This window comes from uncultured Bradyrhizobium sp. (assembly GCF_947648125.1).
GTDB lineage: Bacteria > Pseudomonadota > Alphaproteobacteria > Rhizobiales > Xanthobacteraceae > Bradyrhizobium.
In genome coordinates, this window is sequence record NZ_CANSMR010000003.1 from 472,119 (window position 1) to 495,601 (window position 23,483).

Below are 23,483 nucleotides of genomic sequence, written 5' to 3' on the forward strand. Positions count from 1 at the left end.
TGTTGAACCAATTCGTATCCATCCCCGACCAACGCTTGCCCACCTTTCCGCGGCGGGCTGCCCTGCGCCCCAATCTTGGGCTACGGTGCCGCCGTCTCGTCCATCAGGAGCTGCCCTGTCATGTCGACCAGCTGGATCGTTATCGGCGTCATCGTCCTTCTCGTGCTGTTTGCGTTCGGCGCCTACAACCGCCTCGTCGCGCTCGGCCAGCGGGTCAGCCAGGCCTTTGCCGACATCGATGTGCAGCTCAAGCAGCGCCACGACCTGATCCCGAACCTGGTCGAGACGGTGAAAGGCTATGCCGCGCATGAGCGCGGCACGCTCGACGACGTCATCAAGGCACGCAACTCGGCGATCTCGGCACAGGGGCCAGCCCAGGTCTCGGCGGCGGAGAACCAGCTCTCCGGCGCGCTCGGCCGGCTGATCGCGCTGTCGGAGGCCTATCCGGACCTCAAGGCCAACGCCAATTTCCAGCAGCTCGCATCGGAGCTTTCCGATCTCGAGAACAAGATCGCCGCTAGCCGCCGCTTCTTCAACAACGCGGTCCAGGAATACAACACCGGCATCCAGCAGATGCCGGCCGCCCTGTTCGCCGGCATGTTCGGCTTCACCCGCAAGGATTTCTTCGACCTCGGCGCCAGCCGCACGGAGGTCGAGGCGGCACCGAGCGTGAAGTTCTGAGGCGCAACGCGCGCCGCTCCGTCATGGCCGCCTATGGTCTCTACACGCATATCGCATCGAACAAGTTTCGTTCGATGCTGCTGCTCGCCGGCCTGTTCCTGCTGATCTACGTGCTGGTCTATGCCGGCGCGCTGGTCGCGGAGGTGATGATCGATAGCGGCCGCACCGCCGATTACTATCTGGCCCATGCCTCGCGCGATCTGGTCTCGGCCTTCCCATGGGCGACGATCGCAGCGGTGGCCTGGATCGTGATCGCCTATTTCTTCCACCAGAAGATGATCGACGCCGTCACCGGCGGCGAAAGCGTGACGCGGCAGCAGCAGCCGCGGCTCTACAATCTCTTGGAAAACCTCTGCATCTCGCGCGGCATTCCGATGCCGAAGCTGAAGGTGATGGACAGCCCGGCGCTGAACGCGTTCGCGACCGGACTGAACCCGCGGCAATACGCCATCACGGTCACTACGGGCCTTCTGAAAGCGCTTGATGACCAGGAGGTCGAGGCCGTGCTCGGCCACGAGCTCACCCATATCAAGAACGGCGACGTGCAGCTGATGGTGGTCGCCGTGATCATCGCCGGCGTCGTCGGCTTCTTCGGCGAGCTGTTCTTCCGCCTGTTCACAAATCTGTCGTGGAGCGGAGGCAGCCGCAGCGGAGGCGGCTGGTCGTCCTCGTCATCATCATCATCCTCGTCGGACCGCGAAAGCAAGAGCTCGGGCGGCGGCGCGATCATTGTCATCATCATCGCGGTCGCGCTGATCATGCTGGCCTGGCTGCTGTCGCAGGTGGTCAAGCTCGCATTGTCGCGGTCGCGCGAATTTCTCGCCGATGCCGGATCGGTCGAGCTGACCAAGAATCCCGATGCGATGATCTCGGCGCTACGCAAGATCGAGAACCGCGGCGAGTTGCCGGGCGCCACCTCGGCGGTGATGGAACTCTGCGTCGACAATCCGCGCGAGGGTTTCGCCGACCTGTTTGCCACCCATCCGTCGGTCAAGTCCCGGGTCGATGCCCTGGTGAAATTTGCCGGCGGCCACGATCCCGGACCGCTGGCGCTGCCGGACGAGACGGAGCCGCAGGACCAGCCGTCCACGGCAGGCGACCAGCCCCCGCCGGTGACCCATGGCCCGTGGGGTGACACGCCGCCGGCGAAACCGAACAATCCGCCGCCGCTGCCGGGCACCACCCCTAGGCAGGGACCGTTTGGTCCGCTTCAAGGTCCGCTCCAGGGCCCTTGGGGCCCGCGCCGCTGATCGTGCCCTAGGTTACTCAGTCCATTAAGGAAATCCCCACCAAACCGATCGTGGACACCTTAAGGAATTGAATTCTCCCTCGTTTCTGCCATGTTCGCGCCCAAAGCAGTGTGGGGACTTGCCGATCGCCATCGCGGTCGGGAGCGCGCTTTAAGGGACTTCCATGGCAAAGCCGGTTGTGATCGTGGTGGGCGCTGACAAGGGCGGGGTCGGCAAGACCACCGTCTCGCGGACGCTCCTGGACTATTTCAGTGCCAACAATGTGCAGACCCGGGCGTTCGACACCGAGTCGCCGCGCGGCACGCTGAAGCGCTTCCATCCCGACATCACCGAGATCGTCGACATGACGACGACCGCGGACCAGATGAAGATCTTCGATACGCTGAACGCCGGTTCCTCGGTCACCGTGATCGACGTCCGCGCCGGCCTGTTGTCGCCCGCGCTGGCCTCGCTGCGCGACATCGGCTTCCTCGACGCGGCGCGTTCCGGCCAGATCACCTTCGCCGTATTCCACATCCTCGGCCCCTCGATCGCTTCGCTCGACGAGATCGCCGAGACCGCCAACTTCATGAGCGGCGCGAAGTATTTCCTGGTGAAGAACTTCATCAACGACACCCAGTTCTTCCAGTGGGACCAGGCGACCTACAATTCCTACTTCCACCGCATCAAGGACGCCGTGGACCTCACCATCCCGAAGCTCAACGAAATGGCCTACGAGCAGGTCGAGGTCTCCTCGGTTCCGTTCCTGAAATTCGTGGCCAACAAGGGCATCAACGACGACGCCGCGAACTACTCCTTCGTGCTGCGCGGCTATGTCCGGCACTGGCTCGCCAATGTCTGGAGCGAGTTCGACCGGATCAAGCTGACCGACCTGGTCGGCGCCAAGGCGGCCAAGGGCGAAAAATAGCCGCTCGCAAGGGCGGCGAAAAAGTCGCGCCCGGCAGCGAAAAAATCGCGCCCGGGAGCGGCGATGGGGCTGGATTAGGCGAAAATTTGCCCTGATATAGCGGGCGATGTCGTCCACGCCCGTTTACATCATCTGCTCGCCCCGCCCGCAGGTCGGCAAGACGCTGATCGCGCGGCTGCTCGGCGAATTCCTGCTGCTCAAGAACGGCGACGTCGTCTGCTACGACATCAATCTGAAGGAGCCGTCGCTGCTCGACTATCTGCCGCGGATCACGGAAACCGCCGACGTGATCGACACCTACGGCAAGATGCAGCTGATGGACCGCGTCATCGTCAATGACGGCATCGCCAAGGTAATCGACCTCGGCTACCACGCCTTCGACGAATTCTTCAGAATGTGCGACCAGATCGGGCTGATGAAGGAGGCGCTGCGCCGCCGCGTCTCGCCGGTCATCCTGTATGTCGCCGATACCGACCGCGCCTCGGTGCACGGCTACCAGACGCTGCAGGGCATGATCCCGCCGAACGCGCTCGTCGTCATCGACAATGAATTCGTGGTGCGCGGCGAGCTGCCGCCCGTCATGACCGGCAGCCGGGTGCTGCGCTTCCGCGCGCTGCCGGTGTTCCTGAAGACCTATATCGACCGGCTGACCTTCTCCTTCACCGGCTATCTGCGCCAGGAGAGGGACTCATCGACCGAGCTGCATCAGTGGATCCGGCGGAATTACACCACCTTCCGCGATCTCGAGCTGAGCATGCTGCTGCAAAGGGGCTAACTGTCGTCCCGGCCAAGCCAACGGGTCGCGCAAACGCGCGCCCGATGACAGGCTCCGCGCGAGCCGGGATCCATAACCACAGCTATATGTTTGGCAAAGGCTGGGGCCACAGCCTGTCCACAACTGACATTCGTGGTTATGGGTCCCTGCTTTCGCAGGGACGACGTGGAGAGAGGGAGCTAATGCCCCTCGAACGCCATCAGGGTGCGCACCGGGACGTCCATCGCGCGCAGCTTGGCGGCGCCGCCGAGATCGGGCAGGTCGATAATGAAGCAGGCCGCGACCACATTGGCGCCGATCTGGCGCAGCAGCTTCACCGCGCCCTCCGCGGTGCCGCCGGTCGCGATCAGATCGTCGACCAGGATCACGCGCTCGCCGGGCTGCACGGCGTCGGCGTGCATCTCCATCTCGTCGATGCCGTATTCCAGCGAGTAGGCGATCCGCACCGTGGTATGCGGCAGCTTGCCCTTCTTGCGGATCGGCACGAAGCCGGCGGAGAGCTGATGCGCAACCGCGCCGCCGAGAATGAAGCCGCGGGCCTCGATGCCCGCGACCTTGTCGACCTTCGCGCCCGCCCAGGGATGCACCAGCTCATCGACCGCGCGGCGGAAGGCGCGGGCATCGGCAAGCAGCGTCGTGATGTCGCGGAACAGGATGCCCTTCTTCGGGTAGTCCGGGATGGTGCGAACGGTCGCCTTGATGTCGTGGTCGAAGGTCATTGGTCTCGCAATCCTCAATTGGCCGGCGGATTAAGCCGGAATGCATTCTCGACAATGCGCAGGCCCACCTCGTTGCCGAGCGACATCAGCGATTCCGGATGGAATTGCACGCCGCCGACCGGCAGGGTCTTGTGCTCGATCACCATCGCGACGCCGTCTTCGGTGGTCGCGGTCACCGCCAGCACCTCGGGCACGCTGTCGCGCTCGACATAGAGCGAGTGATAGCGGCCGATCACGATCTCATTCGGCAGGTTGTGCATCAGCCTACCGCCACGGACCTGGACGCGCGACGGACGGCCATGCGCGGGCTGGCCGAGCTGGCCGAGCTGGCCGCCGAAATATTCGCCGATCGCCTGCACGCCGAGACAGACGCCGAAGATCGGCAGCTTTTTCTCGAGCGCGGTGTCGATGGTTTTCGCGATGCCGAAATCCTCCGGGCGACCCGGCCCGGGCGACAGCACCAGCAGGTCCCAGCCGCGCTGCTTCAGCATGTCCTGCGCATGGACGTGCCGGACCACGGTGACATTGGCGCCGACCTGGCGGAAGTAATCGGCCAGCATGTGCACGAAGCTGTCGTCGTGATCGATCAAGAGCACGTTCTTGCCCGAGCCGGTGGCGTCAGGCGCGAAATCCGACAGCGGCTTCGGCGGATCGCCGCGCAGCGCCTGGAACAGCGCCGCCGCCTTGACCTGGCACTCGCGGTCCTCGGCGGCGGGATCCGAGTCGAACAGACAGGTTGCACCGACGCGCACCTCGGCGAGGCCATCCTTCATGCGGATGGTGCGGATGGTGAGGCCAGTGTTGATGCTGCCGTCAAAGTTCACGCAGCCGATCGCGCCGGCGTACCAGCGCCGCGGCGAGCGCTCGTGGTCTTCGACGAACTGCATCGCCCACAATTTCGGCGCGCCGGTCACCGTCACGGCCCAGGCATGGGTCAGGAAGGCGTCGAGCGAATCGAAGCCCGGCCGCAGCATGCCCTCGACGTGGTCGACGGTATGAAACAGCTTCGAGTAGGTCTCGATCTGCCGCCGCGCCAGCACCTTGATGGTCCCGGGCACGCAGACGCGCGCCTTGTCGTTGCGGTCGACGTCGGTGCACATGTTGAGCTCGAACTCGTCCTTTTCCGAGTTCAACAGCTTGCGGATCTGTTCGGCATCGCCGATCGAATCCGAGCCGCGCGCGATGGTGCCCGAGATCGGGCAGGTCTCGACCCGGCGGCCGTCGGAGCGCACGAACATCTCCGGCGAGGCGGAAACCAGGAATTCGCCGTCGCCGAGATTCATCAGCGCGCCATAGGGCGACGGGTTGATGCGACAGAGCCGCTGGAACACTTCCGCCGGCGAGCGCTCGCAGGGCTCGGCAAACAGCTGCCCTGGCACCGCCTCGAACAGATCGCCGCGGGCAAACGCCGCGCGGGCGACTTCGACCGTCGCCTGATATTCGCCCGGGGCGTGATCGGCAAAACCCTGCCGCCCGGTCTTGGCGTAGAGGCTCGGCGCGGTCTCGTGCGACTGGCCGGCGGTGGACTTGCCCTTCCACGCAAACTCGTAATTCAGCGCCACGCCGCGGCCGGTGGCGCGGTCATAGGCCAGCAGCCGGTCCGGCACGTAGAGCACGATGTCGCGCTGGTCGGCCTCGCGGGCGCGCTTCTGCACGATATCCTCGATCTGGAACACGAGGTCGTAGGCGAAGGCGCCGAACAGCCCAAGCAGCGGATCGGCGTTGGAGGCGAACGCCGCCACCATGTCGCGCACCAGCGACATCACGCTGGCGCGGCGGGTGCGCTGGTCTTCCTCGACCGGCGCGGCGCCGCGGATGATATGCCCGGCCAGCCGCGTTGGGCTCCGCTCCGAGATTACGACGCAGGGTTCGCGCAGCACGTCGCCGAGGAAGGCGATCAGGACCTCGCCGCGCGGGTTCAGCGCCTGCAAGGAGAAATCGGTGCCCGAGGTTTCCAGCACCAGCGGCGGATCGGCAAAGCCGAGGTCAAAGCTCTCGTAACGGCCCGGCACCGTCGTGCCCGAGGACAGCACCACACCGCGGCGGCGATCCAGCAGTGCGATCAAATCGTCGAGGCGGTTGGCGCCGCCGGTGAACTGCTCGACCACGCGCGCGACCGCGAGGCCGCCATTGGTCAGGTATTCGCTTCGAGCCGGCAGGGAGAAGACTGTCCTGTTCATGTGATCCTCTTACGAAACTTGGGAAGAGAGCGCCACACAGGACAAACGAAGGGAGACCGTCGCACTGCGATGGCGACCTTCGACGTTTTTGGGAAATGAAAACGCACCGGCCACCTATGAGAAGGTGGGCCACCAACGACGGGATGGACTGGCAACGGTGCTCATGGGCGCTACTCACCACCGGGCGCGGGCCGTGTCAAGGGATGGCCCGACACCCCTGCCCAATCCTGGACGCCCTCTCGGACGGCATTTTCGAGGTTTGAAGGGGCCGGAATCCGCGTAGGATTTGCTGAAATGGCGGCGGATCAGCCGCCCAAAAAACAGACAGATGGCGGAGGCGCAGATGGCGATTTTGGGTCTCGGATATGCCGGCTTCGGCTCCGACGCGCTCGACGACTGGCGGCAATTCGGCACCGGCCTGGTCGGATTGCAGGCGATCGAGCGCGGCAACTCGCTGCTCGCCTTCCGGATGGACGATCGCAAGCAGCGCATCGTGATCGACCGCGCCCAGGGCGAAGGGACGAGATTCTTCGGCTGGGAAGTGGCGGATGCCACAGCGCTGGACGCACTAGCGGCGCGGCTGGAGCATGCCGGCGTTGCCGTGACCGCCGAACCGGCGGCGCTCGCCGACGCGCGGCGGGTGCGCGGCCTGATCTCGTTCCAGGACCCGGCCGGCAACCGTCTGGAGGCGTTTCATGGCCCCGAGATCGACGACACGCCGTTCCGGCCGGGGCGCTCGATCTCCGGCTTCCGGACCGGCGCGCTCGGGCTCGGCCATGCGGTGCTGACCGTCGAGAACATCGCGCTGGTCATGAGCTTCTATGTCGACGTGCTCGGTTTCGGCCTCAGCGACTACATCGAAAAGCCGTTCCGTGCCTATTTCTTCCACGTCAATGCCCGCCACCATTCGCTCGCGCTGATCGAGACCGGGACGAACGGCATGCATCATCTGATGGTGGAATTGTTCTCGCTGGATGATGTCGGCCAAGCCTACGACATCGCGATGAAGGAAGACCGGGTCAACGTCACGCTCGGCCGTCACACCAACGACCTGATGACCTCGTTCTACGCCAGGTCACCGTCAGCCTTCATGGTCGAATGCGGCTGGGGCGGCCGCGAGATCGATCCCGCGAGCTGGACGCCATTCGAAATGTATGACGGCCCGAGCCTGTGGGGCCACGAACGGGTCTGGCTATCGCCGGAGGACCGCGCCGTCGCGCGCGAGATGCGGATGCGCGCCGCCGCAGAGGGCAAGCGCGCACCGGTGCAGGTGCTGGAGGGCAATTTCAAGCTGATGTCGGGCACCTGCCCGTGGTGGGACGGGGTGAAGGCGGAGAGCTAAGACAGTAGCCCGGATGGAGCGAAGCGCAATCCGGGACCGCCCTCTCCACGGAGCAACTTCCCCGGATTACGCTTCGCTCCATCCGGGCTACGGGTTTCGTCATTGCGAGCGCAGCGAAGCAATCCATCTCGCAGCTTGCGGATGCATGGATTGCTTCGTCGCTTCGCTCCTCGCAATGACGGGAGGCGATGACCGGGCTACGAATTAACCCAGATGCTTCTTGAAGAAGTCCGTCGCCCGGTCCCAGGCCAGTTCGGCACACTGGCGGTCGTGCACCGACAGGCGCTGCTCGTTGCCGAAACCATGCTCGGCGTCATAGCGGTACAGCTCCAGCGATTTGCCGGCGGCCTTCATCGCTTTCTCGAAGCCATCGACCAGCGCCGGCGTGCACCAGTCATCCTTGGTGGCAAAATGGCCCTGCAGCGGAATTCTCACGTCCGCCGGCTTGGCCGCCTGCTCCGGCGGAATGCCGTAGAACACCACACCGGCGGTCAGCTCCGGGATCTTGGTGGCGCCGATGATGGTCACCGCGCCGCCGAGGCAGAAGCCGGTCAGGCCGACCTTGGCGCCGTTCTTGCCGAGATATTGCGCGGCGCCGCGCACCGTCTGCGTGGTGGCATCCATGAAGTCGAGCGAGTTCATCTCTTTGCCGGCGGCGTCGGTGTCGTGATACGGCACCACCTTGCCCTTGTAGAGATCGGGCGCCAGGGCATCGAAACCGGCCCGCGCGAAGCGGTCGCACATTCCCTTGATCTGGTCCTGCAGCCCCCACCACTCCTGGATCACGACGACCCCAGGCGCGTTGCCGCGCGCGGCGTTGGCGAGATAACCCGACGCTTCCTTGCCGTCCGGACGCTTGAAGTTGATGCTGGTACCCATGAGTTCCTCCGCGAGGTTTGCCGGCTGATTGGCCGGCATTTTGTCCGTACTCGGTGGCGGACGCAATCGCCCTGCGGCGCCCTCGCGCACTCGTCATGACTGCAGGAGCACCAACGCGCTTCTCGCGACCAAGCCTTGACCTTCACAAAACAAAAAAGCCCCCGAAGGGGCTTTTTCAAACTCGCTATGACGCCCGCGGTCAGTGAGCGTCGGCCCAGACCTTGCGCTTGGTGAAGTACATCAGGATGGCGAAGATCACGAGGAAGAAGAACACCTGCATCCCGATCCGCTTGCGCTCTTCCATGCGCGGCTCGGCCGCCCACATCAGGAACGTGGTGACGTCGTGCGCGTATTGCTTGACCGTCGCCGGCGAACCGTCGTCGAAGGTCACCTGACCGTCGGACAGCGGCTTCGGCATCTTGATGGCGTGGCCGGGGAAGTACTTGTTGTAGTACGAGCCTTCCGGGATCGTCACGCCGGCCGGGACCTTGTCCTCGAAGCCCTGCAGAACGGCGTCGACATAGTCCGGGCCCTGCTCTTGGTACTGGGTGAAGAAGTCGAACACGAACTGCGGGAAGCCGCGCTTGTAGGACCGCGCCTTGGTGATCAGCGAAAGGTCCGGCGGCGCCGCGCCGCCATTAGCCGCGCGCGCGGCCTGCTCGTTCGGGAACGGCGCCGGGAAGTAATCCGCCGGGCGGCCCGGACGCTCGAACATCTCGCCCTGGTCGTTCGGGCCGTCCTTGATCTTGTACTCGGACGCCAACGCCGCCGCCTGCGCCTCCGAATAGCCGGGGCCGCCGGCATCAGCGAGGTTGCGGAATGCGATATAGTTCAAGCCGTGGCAGGCCGAGCAGACTTCCTTGTAGACCTTCAGGCCACGCTGCAGCGAGCCGCGGTCATACTTGCCGAGCGGACCGGAGAACGACCATTCCTGGGCCGGCGGCGCGTTGCCACCTTCCTCGGCCTTGGCGTTCTGGGTGCTGCCGGCGAACAGGCCGCCAGCTACCACCAGCGCGAGCACCACGGAGGCAACGGTCGCGACCCTGCCCTTGCTCTTCGCCAGTACATCGTCGGCGATCGAGTTCGGCACCGGGCGCGGCGTCTCGATGCGGGCGAGCAGCGGCAGCACGATCAGGAAGTAGGCGAAGTAGCACACCGTCAGGATGCGGCCGGCGATCACATAGATGCCTTCCGGCGGCTGCGAGCCGAGATAGCCGAGCAGGATGCAGACCACCACGAAGATCCAGAAGAACTGCTTGGCCAGCGGACGATACTTCGACGAACGGGTCCGTGCGCTGTCGAGCCAGGGCAGGAAGCACAGGATGATGATCGCCGAGAACATCGCCACGACGCCCGCGAGCTTGTTCGGGATCGAGCGCAGGATCGCGTAGAACGGCAGATAGTACCATTCAGGCACGATGTGCGCCGGGGTCACGCCGGGGTTCGCCGGGATGTAGTTGTCGGCGTCGCCGAGATAGTTCGGCATGTAGAAGATGAACCAGGCGAAGAAGATCAGGAAGCACGACACGCCGAACGCGTCCTTGATCGTCGCATACGGGGTGAACGGAACGGTGTCCTTCTCGGTCTTGGCCTCGACGCCGGCCGGATTGTTCTGACCCGCGACATGCAGCGCCCAGACGTGCAGCACGACCACGCCGGCGATCACGAACGGCAGCAGATAGTGCAGCGAGAAGAAGCGGTTCAAGGTCGGGTTGCCGACCGAATAGCCGCCCCACAGCAAGGTCACGATGCTCTCGCCGAAATACGGCACGGCGGAGAACAGGTTGGTGATGACGGTGGCGCCCCAGAAGCTCATCTGGCCCCACGGCAGCACGTAGCCCATGAAGCCGGTCGCCATCATCAGCAGGTAGATGATGACGCCGAGGATCCACAGCACCTCGCGCGGCTCCTTGTACGACCCGTAATAGAGACCGCGGAACATGTGGATGTAGACGGCGAAGAAGAACATCGACGCGCCGCAGGCATGCATGTTGCGCAGCAGCCAGCCGTAGTTGACGTCGCGCACGATCAGTTCGACCGACTTGAAGGCGAGATCGGCGTGCGGCGTGTAATGCATCGCCAGGATCACGCCGGTCAGGATCTGCAGCGCCAGCATCATCGAAAGGATGGCGCCGAAGGTCCACCAGTAGTTCAGGTTGCGCGGCGTCGGATAGGCCACGAACGAGGAGTGGATCAGGCCGAAGATCGGAAGACGCCGTTCGATCCACTTCAAGGCGGGGTTGCTCGGTTGAAAATCAGATGGTCCGCTCATTGATGCGATCCTGAAGAAGAAAAACGACGCGATGGGTCCAAGGGGAAGCCGAAGTCCCGGAGGGTCCGGGACTTAGCCGATCTGGATTTTGGTGTCGGTAAGGAAGGCGTAGGGCGGCACCGCCAGGTTGGCGGGCGCCGGCCCCTGGCGGATACGACCGGAGGAGTCGTACTGCGAGCCGTGGCAGGGGCAGAAGAAGCCGTCGTAATTGCCCTCATGGGCGATCGGGATGCAGCCGAGATGGGTGCAGATGCCGATCACGACCAGCCACTGGTCGTGGCCGGCCTTGACGCGGGCCGAGTCGGGCTGCGGATCGGGCAGGCTCGAGAGCGCCACGCCCTGGGCCTCCTGGATCTGCTTCTTGGTGCGATGGCTGATGTAGATCGGCTTGCCGCGCCAGAAAACCTTGATGTCCTGGCCCTCGGCGATCGGGGTCAGATCGACCTGGATCGGCGCGCCGGCCGCGATCGTCGCGGCATCCGGGTTCATCTGGGCAACCAGCGGCCAGACGGTCGCGGCTGCGCCGACTGCGGCGGCAGCTCCGGTTGCAACAAAAAGAAAATCACGGCGTGTCGGATGGTCCGCCGAAGACGCTGTCGTCACGATTCCTAGCCCTTTCTTTTCTGCAGCCGGTGGAACCGCCCCGGAGACGCAGAACGCGCCCCAAGAAAGGCTGCCGGCGCCCGCGGCCCCCGCGGCGGCAGAAAACCGCTATTCCCCACCCCAAATGGCGGAACAGCAGTCCAGAATCGTTCTATTGGCACCCTTGCCGGACGAGCGCAAGCCCGCTATCGGCTCGCACACGTGCAATGCACGAAATCCGCGCCGAGCGATGTTTTATTGAGACAATTTCATCCGGATTTCACAGGTCGCCCACACCATGCAGATCGCGCTGTTCCAGCCCGACATCCCCCAGAATACAGGGACGATTCTGCGCCTCTGCGCCTGCCTGAACGTGTCAGCCCATATCATCGAACCGGCGGGATTCGACACCTCGGACCGGAATTTCCGCCGGGCGGGTATGGACTATCTCGACCATGTGCGGTTGAAGCGTCACGACTCATGGTCGAAATTCGAGGAATGGCGGGCCGAGGCCGGATGCCGGCTGGTCCTATTCACGACCAAGGCGGCGAAATCCTACCTTGATTTCGCGTATACGGCCTCCGATGTCCTGCTGTTCGGGCGCGAAACGGCAGGGGTGACCGAGGCGGTTGTGGCCGCCGCGGACGCGCGGCTGCTGATTCCGATCAAGCCGTCCTTGCGTTCGCTCAATGTGGCGGTCACCGCGGCCATGGCAGTCGGAGAGGCGCTGCGGCAAACCGGCTCAGGACTTGCCGGTTCAGGAATTGCCGGTTCGGCAACTTAAGGGATTTTTGGTGAGCTACGCGGTCAAGGAGATCTTTCTCACCCTGCAGGGCGAAGGCGCCCATGCGGGCCGGGCCTCCGTGTTCTGCCGCTTCGCCGGCTGCAACCTCTGGAGCGGCCGCGAGCAGGACCGCACTGCGGCAGTCTGCCGGTTCTGCGACACCGATTTCGTCGGCACCGACGGCACGCTCGGCGGCCGCTATGCGACCGCCGACGAGCTGGCCGGCACCATTGCCGCGCAATGGACCGGGGGCGAAGCCGACCGCTACGTGGTGCTGACCGGCGGCGAGCCGCTGCTGCAGGTCGATACCGTGCTGATCGAGGCCCTGCACGGCCACGGCTTTGCGATCGCGATCGAGACCAACGGCACCATCGCGCCGCCCGATGGGCTCGACTGGATCTGCGTCAGCCCCAAGGCCGCCTCCGAGCTCGTGGTGCGCAAGGGGCACGAACTCAAGCTGGTCTATCCGCAGCCGGAGAACGCGCCGGAGGATTTCGCCGGCCTCGCCTTCGAGCGCTTCTCGCTGCAGCCGATGGACGGCCCCGACGTGATCGAGAATACCGAGCGGGCGATCGCATACTGCCTGAAGCACCCGCAATGGCGCCTCAGCGTGCAGACGCACAAGACGCTCGGCATTAGATGAGCTAACAGAATTGGATTGTTGAGAGAGATGTGGGAATTGACGAAAGCGTTTCGGTTCGAGGCTGCGCATGCGCTATCCGGAACGACCTTTGGCACTGCCAGCGAGGAGATCCACGGTCACTCGTTTCGAGCCGAGGTTACCGTCCGTGGCACGCCCGACCCCAAAACCGGGATGGTGATCGATCTCGGCCTGCTCGAACGCGCCATGGCCGAGGTGCAGAAGACGCTCGACCACAAGTTCCTGAACAAGATCGAGGCGATCGGTGTCCCGACGCTGGAGAATCTCTCACGCTTCATCTGGGAGCGGCTGCAGCACGCGGGCAAGCTGACCCGCGTCAGCGTCCATCGCGACAGCTGCAACGAGAGCTGCACCTATTTCGGCCCGCAAGGTTAGCCATGCTGCCAACAGACCCCGCCATCATCGAAAACCGCAAGGCGCGTGCGCGCAGCTGGTTCGAGACGCTGCGCAACGACATCTGCACGGCCTTCGAGAAGCTCGAGGACGACGCCCCCTCCGCGCTCTATCCCGGCAATGCCGGCCGGTTCGTGCGCACCCCCTGGGATCGCACCGACCATACCGGCAAGCCCGGCGGCGGTGGCGTGATGTCGATCATGAAGGGCCGGCTGTTCGAGAAGGTCGGCGTGCACTGCTCGACCGTGCATGGCGAGTTCGCTCCCGAATTCCGCGCGCAGATTCCGGGTGCCGCCGACGATCCACGATTTTGGGCCTCGGGCATTTCGCTGATCGCACATTTGCGCAATCCGAACGTGCCCGCCGTGCACATGAACACCCGCTTCGTCGTCACCACCAAGGCCTGGTTCGGCGGCGGAGCCGATTTGACCCCGGTGCTGAACCGGCGGCGCACCCAGGAAGACCCCGATACGGTCGCCTTCCATGGCGCGATGAAAGAGGCCTGCAGCGGGCCGAACGGCGTCGCGGACTACGACAAGTACAAGAAATGGTGCGACGACTATTTCTATCTGCCACACCGCAAGGAAGCCCGCGGCGTCGGCGGCATCTTCTATGACTGGCACGACAGCGGCGACTGGGAGGCCGATCTCGCCTTCACCCAGGACGTCGGGCGCAGCTTCCTGAAGATCTATCCCGACCTGGTGCGGCGCAATTTCGAGACCGACTGGAGCACGGAAGATCGCGACGAGCAGCTGATCCGCCGCGGCCGCTATGTCGAGTTCAACCTGCTCTATGATCGCGGCACCATCTTCGGCCTGAAGACCGGCGGCAATGTCGATTCGATCCTGTCGTCGCTGCCGCCGGAGGTGAAATGGCCGTAATGAACCTGCCGCGCGCGATGCTGATCGACATGGATGACACCATCCTGTCGGCCTACGGACGTCCCGAGATCGCGTGGAACACGATCACCACCGAATTCGCCGCGGAGCTCGCCCCCCTGCCCCCGGACATGGTCGCGACGGCGCTGTTGGCCTATGCACGGCAATTCTGGTCGACCGCCGAGCCGATCTGGCGGATCAAGCTCGGCGAGGCACGCCGGCTGACCGTGAAGGGCGGCTTCGCTCAGCTGGCGGCGGCCGGCCACCGTGCGCTGCCGGACGATCTCGCGGACCGCATCGCCGATCGCTTCACCGCCTATCGCGAAGAGGAGATGTTCATCTTCCCCGGCGCGCATGAAGCGATCGATACGTTCAAGGCGCTTGGCATCAAGCTCGCGCTGGTCACCAACGGCGCCGCCGACATGCAGCGCGCCAAGGTCGAGCGTTTCGCGCTCGGCCATCGCTTCGATCACATCCAGATCGAGGGCGAGCACGGTTTCGGCAAGCCGGAGGAGCGTGCCTATCTGCACGCGATGCAAGCACTCGGCGTCACCGCAGCCGATACCTGGATGATCGGCGACAATCTGGAATGGGAAGTCGTGGCGCCGCAGCGGCTCGGTATCTACGCGATCTGGATGGACGTGCACGGTGTTGGGCTGCCGCCGGGATCGACGATCAAGCCCGACCGCATCATCCGCTCGCTGACCGAACTGGTTCCGGCCGCGCGCAAATAACGCAGCTTCTGTTTTCACAGCAAATCCAGCGCGCCAGGCGCCGGCCGTGATCGCACTGTCATCACCGGTCGCTAGCTTGCCGTCCGCGTCATCCAGCGCGGAGGGAAAATCATGGAACTGAAACCAGGCGATGTCGTCATGCTGAAATCCGGCGGCCATCCGATCACGGTGGTCGAAGTCGACGAAGACAAGGTCGAGTGCCTGTGGATGGGCACGGACGGCGACCTGTTTCGCGAAACCCTGCCGCTCGTCGCACTCGAGTCGGCCGAAATCGATCCGAAAGATGATGAAGAGGAAGACGACGAGGACGAAGACGACGACGAGGAAGAAGAGGACGACGAAGACGAGGACGACGACGGCGACCGCAAGAAGAAGCGCAAGGCGGCTTGAGATCTGTTGGCGCGATGCTGCCTGGCACATGCCGGCGGCATCGTCTCCACACGAAATTCAATCGTCGTTCAGCCAATCGTCACCATGCCGCCGATGATCACGGCGGCATCGAGATGCCGGCAAGAAAATCCGGCGAGAAACCCGGCAAGAAAATCTAGAGCCGATGGTCGCGGGTGAAGCGGGAAACGGTCTGGTCGGCGATGCCAGACAACACCTGCGGATCCAGCGGGAAATCCGCAGCTAGCCAGGCATCCTCAGCCAGAGTCAGGACATGCCCGAGCGCCGGTCCCTCGGCAATCCCGCGCGCGATGAAATCCGACGCCCGCAACGGAAAGTGAGGCGCGCGCCAGCGCTGCGGCAGCGTGGCGAGCGCACGCCATTGGTCGACATCGCCCCGCGCGCCGGTTCGCGCCCAGGCGAGCAGCAGCCGGTCGCGATAGGGCTCCTCGTCGAGCCGGTAGAGCCTGCGCTTGGCATGCGCCTCGTCCATGCCGGGCAGGCGCCACCAGCGATGGCCCATCGAATCGAGCGCCTTGGCCTCGGCGTTGGAGAGCCGCAGCCGGCTCGCGATGCGCCGCGCGTCCTCGGTCACGGCGACCGCCAACGCGGCGAGCCGGCGCGTCGCGCTCGGCTTGAGCGCCATCAGCTGCTCGATCTCGATCATCGCCGCGAACGGCCCGGTATAGGCGACGCCGCCGAACAGCGGCAGCAGCAACCCGCCATCACCCATCGCGACCACCGCGCCGGCGGCGCCGTTCGCGACCACGAGCTTGAGCATCTCCATGCGGATGCGCTCGGCCGAGAGGCCGGCAAGTCCGGCGCGTCCGCTGACACAGGCGAGATAGCCGGCGCGATCGACCTCGCCTGCACCATAGGCGGCGTGGAAACGGAAGAAGCGCAGGATGCGCAGATAATCCTCGGCAATCCGCTGCGCAGGATCGCCGATGAAGCGCACGCGCCTCGCTGCGATGTCGGCGAGACCGCCGACGTGATCATGCACGACGCCCGAAGCGTCGACCGACAGGCCGTTGATGGTGAAGTCGCGCCGCTCGGCGTCGCGCACCCAGTCGCGCCCGAATGCCACCTTGGCCTTGCGGCCATAGGTCTCGGTGTCCTCGCGCAGCGTCGTCACCTCGAAGGGCTGGCCGTCGACAACCAGGGTCACCGTGCCGTGCTCGATGCCGGTCGGCACGCTCTTGATGGCCGCCCGCTTGGCACGGCGGATCACCTCCTCCGGCAGCGCCGTGGTGGCGATGTCGATGTCAGCGAGAGGAATTTGCATCAGCGCGTTGCGCACGGCACCGCCGATCACCCGCGCTTCCTCGCCGTCGGCATTGAGCAGGCCGAGCACGCGCGCCGCGGGCCCCGAAGCGAGCCATGGCGCGTCGGACAACAAGCGCACCTCGCTCATTTCTCAGCTCCCGGCACCAGCCTGCCGTTCTCGATATGGGCGGGAACGTAGGTCGAGTTCGGCGGCGCGCCGGTCAATTCGGCGAGCAGCACGAAGCTCACGATGACCAGCACCAGCGCCGCCAGCGTCAGCTTCGCGATCATGTCGAGCGGCCAGGATGCCGGCAGCGTCACGCCGGACCGCGTCGCGATGAGGAAGATGGCATAGACCGCGAAAGGGACCAGAAAGATTCCGACCTCGGTCAACACCGTGCGGATCATGACAAATAGATCCGTTCATACAGCACCCGCAGGATGCCGGCGGTCGCGCCCCAGATGTAGCGCTCGGCGAACGGCATCGCGTAGTAGGACCGGTCCATGCCGCGGAATTCCTTGGTGTGGATCTGATGATTCTCGGGGTTCATCAGGAAAGCGAGCGGCACCTCGAACGCATCGACGACCTCGGCCTCATTGATCTCCAGGGCAAATCCCGGCTTCACCCTGGCGACCGTCGGCAGGATGCGGAAGCCGAATGCGGTGCCATAGAGGTCGAGATAGCCGACAGGGTCGATGAATTCCCGCTTCAGCCCGACTTCTTCACAGGCTTCGCGCAGCGCCGCATCGAGCGGCGAGGCGTCGGTCGCGTCGATCTTGCCGCCGGGAAACGAGATCTGGCCAGCATGACTCGACAGATTGGGCGAACGCTGCGTCAACAGCACGGTCGGCTCGGGATGATCGACCACCGGGATCAGCACCGCGGCCGGCCGCACCGGCTGCTCCTGCGCGACAATCTCCAACATGCGATCGTTGCCGGAATCTCCGGTGCGCGGAATGATATGCGGATCGACCAGGCCCGGCGGCACTTCGAAATCGAGCCGCGTGCGGGCTCGCGCGAAGAATTCCGTCGAGCTGATCGTCGCCGGCTTCACCTTCAGCAACGGCTCGTTCAAAGTACACCCCTCACCTGGCTGGCATCGGCCATCGCGAAAAATTCGCCGCCGGACTCGATGCCGAACATCTCCTGACCATCGACCATCCGCTCCTCGCCCATGTCAACCAGATCGTAGTAGAGCGCGCGGGTGACCTTCGCCCACAGGTCGGCACGGACATGCAGATAGGGCGTCAATCCGCCATCCTCCGCGGCCTCGAATCTGAGGCCGTGGCCCTGCTCGCAATCGACCCAGTCATCGACATTGGTCCGGAACCGGAGCAAACGGCCGCGCGCGTCTGCTTCCGTCTGCATTTCCACGGCAAGGAACGGCGCGTCGTCGACGCGGATGCCGACCTTCTCGACCGGTGTCACGAGAAAGTGCTTGCCGTCCTCGCGCTTCAGGATCGTGGAGAACAGCCGCACCAGCGCGGGGCGTCCGATCGGCGTTCCCATGTAGAACCAGGTGCCGTCGGGCGCGATTCGCATGTCGAGATCGCCGCAGAACGGCGGATTCCATAGATGAACCGGCGGCAGGCCCTTGCGTCCGGCTGGACCCGATGTCGCAGCTTGATTGGCGGCAGTGGTCAGCCCTTCGAGGCCCTTGCCTCCGAGGGCCTTCGTTTCGAGCCCCGTAGTTTCACTGCCGGAATCGCTCTGCCCTTGCTTCGCCATTGTTTGCCCTGAAGTTTCCTATCCTCAATCTGGCACATTTGGTGCACGTATTCTGAGATGTGGTCGGGATGTCATTCTCGCCACATCGTGATGCCGTTCATACCCTGAAATACCGATAAGGTGGGGATAGTTTAATTCAACGAATACATGGCCTTCGCATAGGTTTAGCATGCAAGCCATGTGGTGACGACGCGAGAATCGAGCGCATCGTCAAGAAGGAGCGGATCGAATGGCCGGTGCAGACAGCGTCGAGAAACTGGAGGATGTGATCGTCCGTTCGGCCGAACAGGTCGCGGGCCAGATCAAGGCCGCCAAGGAAGCGGTCTCCACGGTCATTTTCGGCCAGGACCAGGTGATCGAAAACACCCTGGTGACGATCCTGTCCGGCGGCCACGCGCTGTTGATCGGCGTGCCCGGCCTTGCGAAGACCAAGCTGGTCGAGACGCTCGGCGTCACGCTCGGGCTCGACGCCAAGCGCATCCAGTTCACGCCCGACCTGATGCCGTCGGACATTCTCGGCGCAGAAGTGCTCGACGAGAATTCGGCCGGCAAGCGCTCGTTCCGCTTCATCTCGGGTCCGGTGTTCGCGCAGCTCCTGATGGCCGACGAGATCAACCGCGCCAGCCCGCGCACCCAGTCGGCGCTGCTGCAAGCCATGCAGGAGCAGCACATCACCATTGCCGGCGCGCGTCACGATTTGCCGAAGCCGTTCCACGTGCTCGCGACGCAGAATCCGCTCGAGCAGGAAGGCACCTATCCGCTGCCCGAAGCACAGCTCGACCGCTTCCTGATGGAAATCGACGTCGACTATCCCGATCGCGACGCCGAGCGGCGCATCCTGTTCGAAACCACCGGCGCCGAGGAGACGCTCGCCAAGGCGTCGATGGACGCCGAGACGCTGATCACGGCGCAACGCCTGGTGCGTCGCCTGCCGGTCGGCGATTCCGTGGTCGAGGCGATCCTGACGCTGGTGCGCGCCGCGCGCCCCGGCACCGAGGGCGGCGAAGCCGGCAAGCTGATCGCCTGGGGACCCGGTCCCCGCGCCAGCCAGTCCTTGATGCTCGCGGTGCGCGCCCGCGCGCTGCTTGATGGAAGGCTCGCGCCGTCGATCGACGACGTGCTCGATCTCGCCGAGCCCGTCCTCAAGCATCGCATGGCGCTGACCTTCTCGGCGCGCGCCGAGGGCCACACCATTCCTGACGTGATCAGGCAGTTGAAGACGCGGATCGGTTGATGGCGGCAGACAACAGGCACCAGAACGAGGAGATCCTGGCGGTTCGACGTGCCGATGGCGAAAGCCGAACGCTCGCCGCATCGCTGCCGCGTCTTGTGCTTGAGGCCCGCCGTGTCGCCGCAAACGTCATCCATGGCCTGCACGGCCGCCGCCGCGCCGGCTCGGGCGAGAATTTTTGGCAATATCGCCGCTTCGTATCCGGCGAGCCGTCGCAGCGCGTCGACTGGCGCCGCTCGGCGCGCGATGACCATCTCTATGTCCGCGAGCAGGAGTGGGAGGCCGCACACACCGTGTGGATCTGGCCCGACCGCTCGCCTTCGATGGCCTTTGCCTCGCGCGACGCCCGCGACAGCAAGTTGGAGCGCGGACTGATCGTCGCCTTCGCGCTTGCCGAGCTGCTCGTTGCGGGCGGAGAACGCGTCGGCATTCCCGGCCTGCTGAACCCGACCGCAAGCCTCAACGTGATCGACAAGATGGCGGAAGCGATGTTGCACGACGAGACGACGCGCGCGAGCCTGCCGCCGTCCTTCGTGCCGTCGTCGCTGGCCGAGATCGTCGTGCTGTCGGATTTCTGGTCGCCGATCGCCGAGATCACGGCGATGCTGGCCGGGCTCTCCTCCTCCGGCGCGCACGGCACCCTGATCCAGGTCGTCGATCCCGCCGAAGAGACCTTCCCCTATTCTGGCCGCGTCGAATTCGTCGAGCCGGAGGCCGGCAGCGTCATCACCGCGGGCCGCGCCGAGAGCTGGGCCAGCGACTATGTCGCGCGCGTCGCGCTGCATCGCGACCAGATCCGCAGCGAGACCAACCGGCTCGACTGGCTGTTCTCGACCCATACCACCAGCCGCTCCGCGGCCGAACTGCTGCTGTTCCTGCACGCGGGCATGATGGTGAGCAAGGGCGGCGGCCGCTCAACCGTCAAGGCGGGACGCAGCGCATGATCGCAGGCCTCCCGCTCTCCTTCGCCGAACCGTTGCTGCTATTGGGGCTGGTCAGTCTGCCGGTGCTGTGGTGGCTGCTGCGCGTGATGCCGCCGCGGCCGCGCCGGGTCGAGTTTCCGCCGACACGGCTATTGTTCGACATCGCGCCCAAGGAGGAGACGCCGTCGCGCACGCCGTGGTGGCTGACGCTGCTGCGGCTCGCCGCCGCCGCGCTGGTCATTTTCGCCGCCGCCGGACCGATCTGGAATCCGCAGACCGGCGTTGCCGCCGGCAAGCAGCCGCTGGTGATCCTGCTCGACGACGGCTGGAGCGCGGCCTCGAGTTGGGATGCGCGGATCAAGGCCGCGGACGAGTTGGTTACCAATGCCGACAGCGACCGCCGCGGCGTCGCGCTGGTGCCGCTGTCCGAGCCCGCGCGCGACATCACACTGATGCCGGCCGGCGCCGCGCGCGTCGCGCTGCGCCAGCTTGCGCCAAAGCCCTACTCGATCGATCGCGTTGAAACCCTGGCGACGCTGGAACGTTTCCTCAAATCGACCGGCGACTGCGACATCGCCTGGCTGTCCGACGGCGTCGACACCGGCCGCGGCAGCGAATTCACCGAAGGTCTCGGCAAGGTGATCGAGAGCCGCAATCTGACGATCTATGCCGGCGGCGCGCAATCGGCGCAGGCGCTGGTCGCGGCCGAGAACGCCGCCGCCAAGATGACCGTCAAGGTGTTGCGCACCGAGAGCGGTATCGCGGCGGGAACGGTGCGCGCGGTCGACGCCAAGGGCTCGCCGATCGGCGAGGCCCGCTACAGCTTTGGCCCGCAGGAGCGCGAGACCGAAGCCGCCTTCGATCTTCCGGTCGAACTGCGCAACGACATCGCGCGGCTCGAAATTTCCGGCGAGCATTCGGCCGGCGCCGTGCAGCTGCTCGACCGGCGCTGGCGCCGCCGCGCCATCGGCGTGGTCTCGGGTGCGAGCAACGACACCGCCCAGCCGCTGCTGGCTTCGACCTTTTATCTCTCGCGCGCGCTGTCGCCGTTCGCCGACGTCAGGCTCGGCGATCGCGGAGCGCCGCAGCAGGTGATCGGGCAATTCCTCGACCAGCGGCTGCCGATGATCGTGATGGCCGATGTCGGCACGCTGTCGCCGGAAATCCGCGACCGGCTCAACGCCTGGATCGAGCAAGGCGGCGTGCTGGTGCGCTTCGCAGGTCCCCGCCTCGCCCAGGCCGATGACGACCTCGTTCCGGTCAAGCTGCGCCGCGGCGGACGCACCCTCGGCGGCAGCCTGACCTGGGAGAAGCCGCAACACATGGCCTCGTTCGCCGCCGACGGCCCGTTCACAGGCCTCATTGTGCCGAAGGACATCACCGTCAGCCGCCAGGTGCTGGCCGAGCCCGACGCCGTGCTCGCGACCAAGAGCTGGGCCTCGCTCGAGGACGGCACGCCGCTCGTCACCGGCGAGCGTCGCGGCAAGGGCGTGGTCAGCCTGTTCCATGTCGGCGCCGACATGCGCTGGTCTGATCTGCCGATGTCCGGCACCTTCGTCGAGATGCTGCGCCGGCTGATCGACATGTCCGGCTACACCTCGAAGCCCGGCCCCGGCGTCGCCGGCGATCCCAATGCCGAAACGGTGGCGCCGCTGCGTACGCTCGACGGCTTCGGCGCGTTCGGTCCGCCACCCTCGACCGCCAAGCCGATGTCGGCGGACTACCGCGACCGCGGCACCGCGGACCATCCGCCCGGCTTCTACGGCACCGCCGAGAGCCCGATCGCGGTCAACACGCTGGCCTCCGCCGACCGCATTGCGCCGCTCGATACCTCCGGCCTGCGCGCGAAGCATGCGACCTACACCAACACCGAGCCGCGTGACCTGCGCGGCATCATGCTGTCGACGGCGCTGGCGCTGTTCCTGCTCGATGCGATCGTGGTGGCGATGCTCGGCGGCGGACTCGCCGCGCTGATCCGGCGGCGCGCGGCGCCTGCGGCGCTTGCCTTGGCTTTCATCCTTACGACCACGATGGTGCCGTCGCCGACCCGCGCGCAGAACGCCAGCAGTGATGACTTCGCCATCAAGGCGGTGTCGCAGACGCGGCTCGCCTATGTCGTGACGGGCAATGCCGACGTCGATTCCATCGTCAAGGCCGGGATGTCCGGACTGACGCTGTTCCTCGGCCAGCGCACGGCGCTGGAGGCCGGCGATCCCGTCGGCATCGATCCCGCACGCGACGAGCTGGCATTCTTCCCGCTGATCTACTGGCCGATCGTGCCCGGCGCGCCGAAGCCGGCGCAGGACGCCATCAACAAGATCGACGCCTACATGAAGCAGGGCGGCACCGTGATCTTCGACACCCGCGACGCCGTCGAGGCGCCGCCGGGCGACAATGGCGCGTCGCAGACGCCGGGTATGCAGACGCTGCGCGAATTGCTGTCGACCCTCGACGTGCCCGAGCTCGAGCCGGTGCCGCGCGAGCACGTGCTGACCAAGACGTTCTATCTGTTGCGCGACTTCCCCGGCCGCTTCAACACCGGCCAGACCTGGGTCGAGGCGCTGCCGCGCGAGGACGATGAGGAGGCCGCGCAGCGCCCGGCACGCGGCGGCGACGGTGTCTCGCCGATCATCATCACGTCGAACGACCTCGCCGGCGCCTGGGCGATCCGTCCCGACGGGCAGCCGATGCTGCCGTTGACCCCGGGCGAGCCGCGCCAGCGTGAATTCGCGTTCCGCGCCGGCGTCAACATCGTGATGTACACGCTGACCGGCAACTACAAGGCCGACCAAGTGCACGCGCCTGCTTTGATCGAGCGGCTGGGACAATGAGCATGATCCGGAAAAGTGGGAACCGGTTTTCCCTCGCGACAAACGCAAGCGTTTGCGCGGAGATCATGCTCACAACGAA

General features: G+C 65.3%; 23 protein-coding genes. 14 read left to right on the plus strand and 9 right to left on the minus strand.

All coding sequences use genetic code 11. The annotated features are described in order from the left end of the window. Positions 1-120: 120 nt before the first annotated feature. The 4 genes from Q0030_RS09200 to Q0030_RS09215 all read left to right on the plus strand — a co-directional run bounded on the left by Q0030_RS09200 (position 121) and on the right by Q0030_RS09215 (position 3,613). Positions 121-681 (plus strand): LemA family protein, encoded by a 561-nt coding sequence (locus Q0030_RS09200; RefSeq protein ID WP_092124555.1) that lies wholly within the window; start codon positions 121-123, stop codon positions 679-681. A gap of 23 nt (positions 682-704) precedes the next feature. Further along, positions 705-1,931: a M48 family metallopeptidase gene (locus Q0030_RS09205; protein WP_298365645.1), complete on the plus strand. Its 1,227-nt coding sequence runs from the start codon at positions 705-707 to the stop codon at positions 1,929-1,931. Between the two features lie 163 nt (positions 1,932-2,094). Then, positions 2,095-2,838, plus strand: coding sequence for a hypothetical protein (locus Q0030_RS09210; RefSeq protein ID WP_092124553.1), 744 nt, complete (start codon positions 2,095-2,097; stop codon positions 2,836-2,838). A 106-nt stretch (positions 2,839-2,944) separates the two neighbouring features. After that, the gene (locus Q0030_RS09215; protein ID WP_298365647.1) at positions 2,945-3,613 is read left to right on the plus strand and encodes a hypothetical protein; all 669 of its coding nucleotides are present in this window, start codon (positions 2,945-2,947) and stop codon (positions 3,611-3,613) included. A gap of 179 nt (positions 3,614-3,792) precedes the next feature. Here the strand turns inward: Q0030_RS09215 and Q0030_RS09220 are convergent, their stop codons facing one another. Both Q0030_RS09220 and Q0030_RS09225 read right to left on the minus strand, forming a co-directional pair. Beyond that, complete coding sequence (locus Q0030_RS09220) at positions 3,793-4,332, minus strand: adenine phosphoribosyltransferase (RefSeq protein WP_074131621.1); 540 nt, start codon at positions 4,330-4,332, stop codon at positions 3,793-3,795. 14 nt (positions 4,333-4,346) lie between these two features. Further along, positions 4,347-6,512, minus strand: coding sequence for an anthranilate synthase component I (locus tag Q0030_RS09225; protein ID WP_298365652.1), 2,166 nt, complete (start codon positions 6,510-6,512; stop codon positions 4,347-4,349). 343 nt (positions 6,513-6,855) lie between these two features. On the opposite strand from Q0030_RS09225, the gene Q0030_RS09230 reads away from it, so the two are divergent. Then, complete coding sequence (locus tag Q0030_RS09230) at positions 6,856-7,854, plus strand: VOC family protein (RefSeq protein WP_298365654.1); 999 nt, start codon at positions 6,856-6,858, stop codon at positions 7,852-7,854. A gap of 204 nt (positions 7,855-8,058) precedes the next feature. Here Q0030_RS09230 and Q0030_RS09235 read toward each other — a convergent pair whose 3' ends face one another. From Q0030_RS09235 to petA, 3 genes are all read right to left on the minus strand, one after another. Then, positions 8,059-8,733, minus strand: coding sequence for a dienelactone hydrolase family protein (locus tag Q0030_RS09235; protein ID WP_194459106.1), 675 nt, complete (start codon positions 8,731-8,733; stop codon positions 8,059-8,061). A gap of 199 nt (positions 8,734-8,932) precedes the next feature. After that, the gene (locus Q0030_RS09240) at positions 8,933-11,005 is read right to left on the minus strand and encodes a cytochrome c1 (protein ID WP_298365661.1); all 2,073 of its coding nucleotides are present in this window, start codon (positions 11,003-11,005) and stop codon (positions 8,933-8,935) included. A gap of 72 nt (positions 11,006-11,077) precedes the next feature. Beyond that, positions 11,078-11,608 (minus strand): ubiquinol-cytochrome c reductase iron-sulfur subunit, encoded by a 531-nt coding sequence (gene petA, locus Q0030_RS09245; RefSeq protein WP_298365664.1) that lies wholly within the window; start codon positions 11,606-11,608, stop codon positions 11,078-11,080. 277 nt (positions 11,609-11,885) lie between these two features. Between petA and Q0030_RS09250 the strand changes: the two genes are divergently transcribed. From Q0030_RS09250 to Q0030_RS09275, 6 genes are all read left to right on the plus strand, one after another. Further along, positions 11,886-12,371: a tRNA (cytidine(34)-2'-O)-methyltransferase gene (locus tag Q0030_RS09250; protein ID WP_298365666.1), complete on the plus strand. Its 486-nt coding sequence runs from the start codon at positions 11,886-11,888 to the stop codon at positions 12,369-12,371. 10 nt (positions 12,372-12,381) lie between these two features. Further along, on the plus strand, positions 12,382-13,014 hold the full coding sequence (queE, locus tag Q0030_RS09255; protein WP_298365668.1) for a 7-carboxy-7-deazaguanine synthase: 633 nt from the start codon (positions 12,382-12,384) through the stop codon (positions 13,012-13,014). Positions 13,015-13,041: 27 nt separating this feature from the next. Further along, positions 13,042-13,407 carry a 6-carboxytetrahydropterin synthase gene (locus tag Q0030_RS09260; protein WP_050404001.1) on the plus strand — a complete coding sequence of 122 codons (366 nt, stop codon included), beginning with the start codon at positions 13,042-13,044 and terminating at the stop codon, positions 13,405-13,407. Positions 13,408-13,409: 2 nt separating this feature from the next. Next, entirely contained in the window at positions 13,410-14,306 is an 897-nt protein-coding gene (gene hemF / locus Q0030_RS09265; protein WP_298365671.1) for an oxygen-dependent coproporphyrinogen oxidase, read from the plus strand. After that, positions 14,297-15,037, plus strand: a complete 741-nt coding sequence (locus tag Q0030_RS09270; protein WP_298365673.1) for an HAD family hydrolase — start codon at positions 14,297-14,299, stop codon at positions 15,035-15,037. The genes hemF and Q0030_RS09270 overlap by 10 nt, the downstream gene beginning before the upstream one ends. 138 nt (positions 15,038-15,175) lie before the next feature. Continuing rightward, entirely contained in the window at positions 15,176-15,427 is a 252-nt protein-coding gene (locus Q0030_RS09275) for a DUF2158 domain-containing protein (RefSeq protein WP_298365675.1), read from the plus strand. Between the two features lie 154 nt (positions 15,428-15,581). Here Q0030_RS09275 and Q0030_RS09280 read toward each other — a convergent pair whose 3' ends face one another. From Q0030_RS09280 to Q0030_RS09295, 4 genes are read right to left on the minus strand one after another with little or no spacing between them, the layout of a single operon-like run. Beyond that, the gene (locus Q0030_RS09280) at positions 15,582-16,838 is read right to left on the minus strand and encodes a CCA tRNA nucleotidyltransferase (RefSeq protein WP_298365677.1); all 1,257 of its coding nucleotides are present in this window, start codon (positions 16,836-16,838) and stop codon (positions 15,582-15,584) included. Continuing rightward, on the minus strand, positions 16,835-17,098 hold the full coding sequence (locus Q0030_RS09285) for a DUF6111 family protein (RefSeq protein WP_298365679.1): 264 nt from the start codon (positions 17,096-17,098) through the stop codon (positions 16,835-16,837). Before Q0030_RS09285 ends, Q0030_RS09280 begins: the two co-directional genes overlap by 4 nt. Next, positions 17,095-17,766, minus strand: coding sequence for a CoA pyrophosphatase (locus Q0030_RS09290; protein WP_212315580.1), 672 nt, complete (start codon positions 17,764-17,766; stop codon positions 17,095-17,097). Before Q0030_RS09290 ends, Q0030_RS09285 begins: the two co-directional genes overlap by 4 nt. After that, a complete protein-coding gene (locus tag Q0030_RS09295; protein ID WP_298365682.1) occupies positions 17,763-18,419 on the minus strand; it encodes a DUF1285 domain-containing protein in 657 nt (218 codons plus the stop codon). The genes Q0030_RS09290 and Q0030_RS09295 overlap by 4 nt, the downstream gene beginning before the upstream one ends. Before the next feature lie 229 nt (positions 18,420-18,648). On the opposite strand from Q0030_RS09295, the gene Q0030_RS09300 reads away from it, so the two are divergent. Genes Q0030_RS09300 through Q0030_RS09310 form a run of 3 tightly spaced genes read left to right on the plus strand, consistent with a single transcriptional unit; the run spans position 18,649 to position 23,404 of the window. Then, complete coding sequence (locus tag Q0030_RS09300) at positions 18,649-19,653, plus strand: MoxR family ATPase (RefSeq protein ID WP_298365684.1); 1,005 nt, start codon at positions 18,649-18,651, stop codon at positions 19,651-19,653. Next, complete coding sequence (locus Q0030_RS09305; protein ID WP_298365686.1) at positions 19,653-20,594, plus strand: DUF58 domain-containing protein; 942 nt, start codon at positions 19,653-19,655, stop codon at positions 20,592-20,594. Before Q0030_RS09300 ends, Q0030_RS09305 begins: the two co-directional genes overlap by 1 nt. Further along, positions 20,594-23,404, plus strand: a complete 2,811-nt coding sequence (locus Q0030_RS09310) for a DUF4159 domain-containing protein (protein WP_298365768.1) — start codon at positions 20,594-20,596, stop codon at positions 23,402-23,404. The genes Q0030_RS09305 and Q0030_RS09310 overlap by 1 nt, the downstream gene beginning before the upstream one ends. The last annotated feature ends 79 nt before the right edge of the window (positions 23,405-23,483 follow it).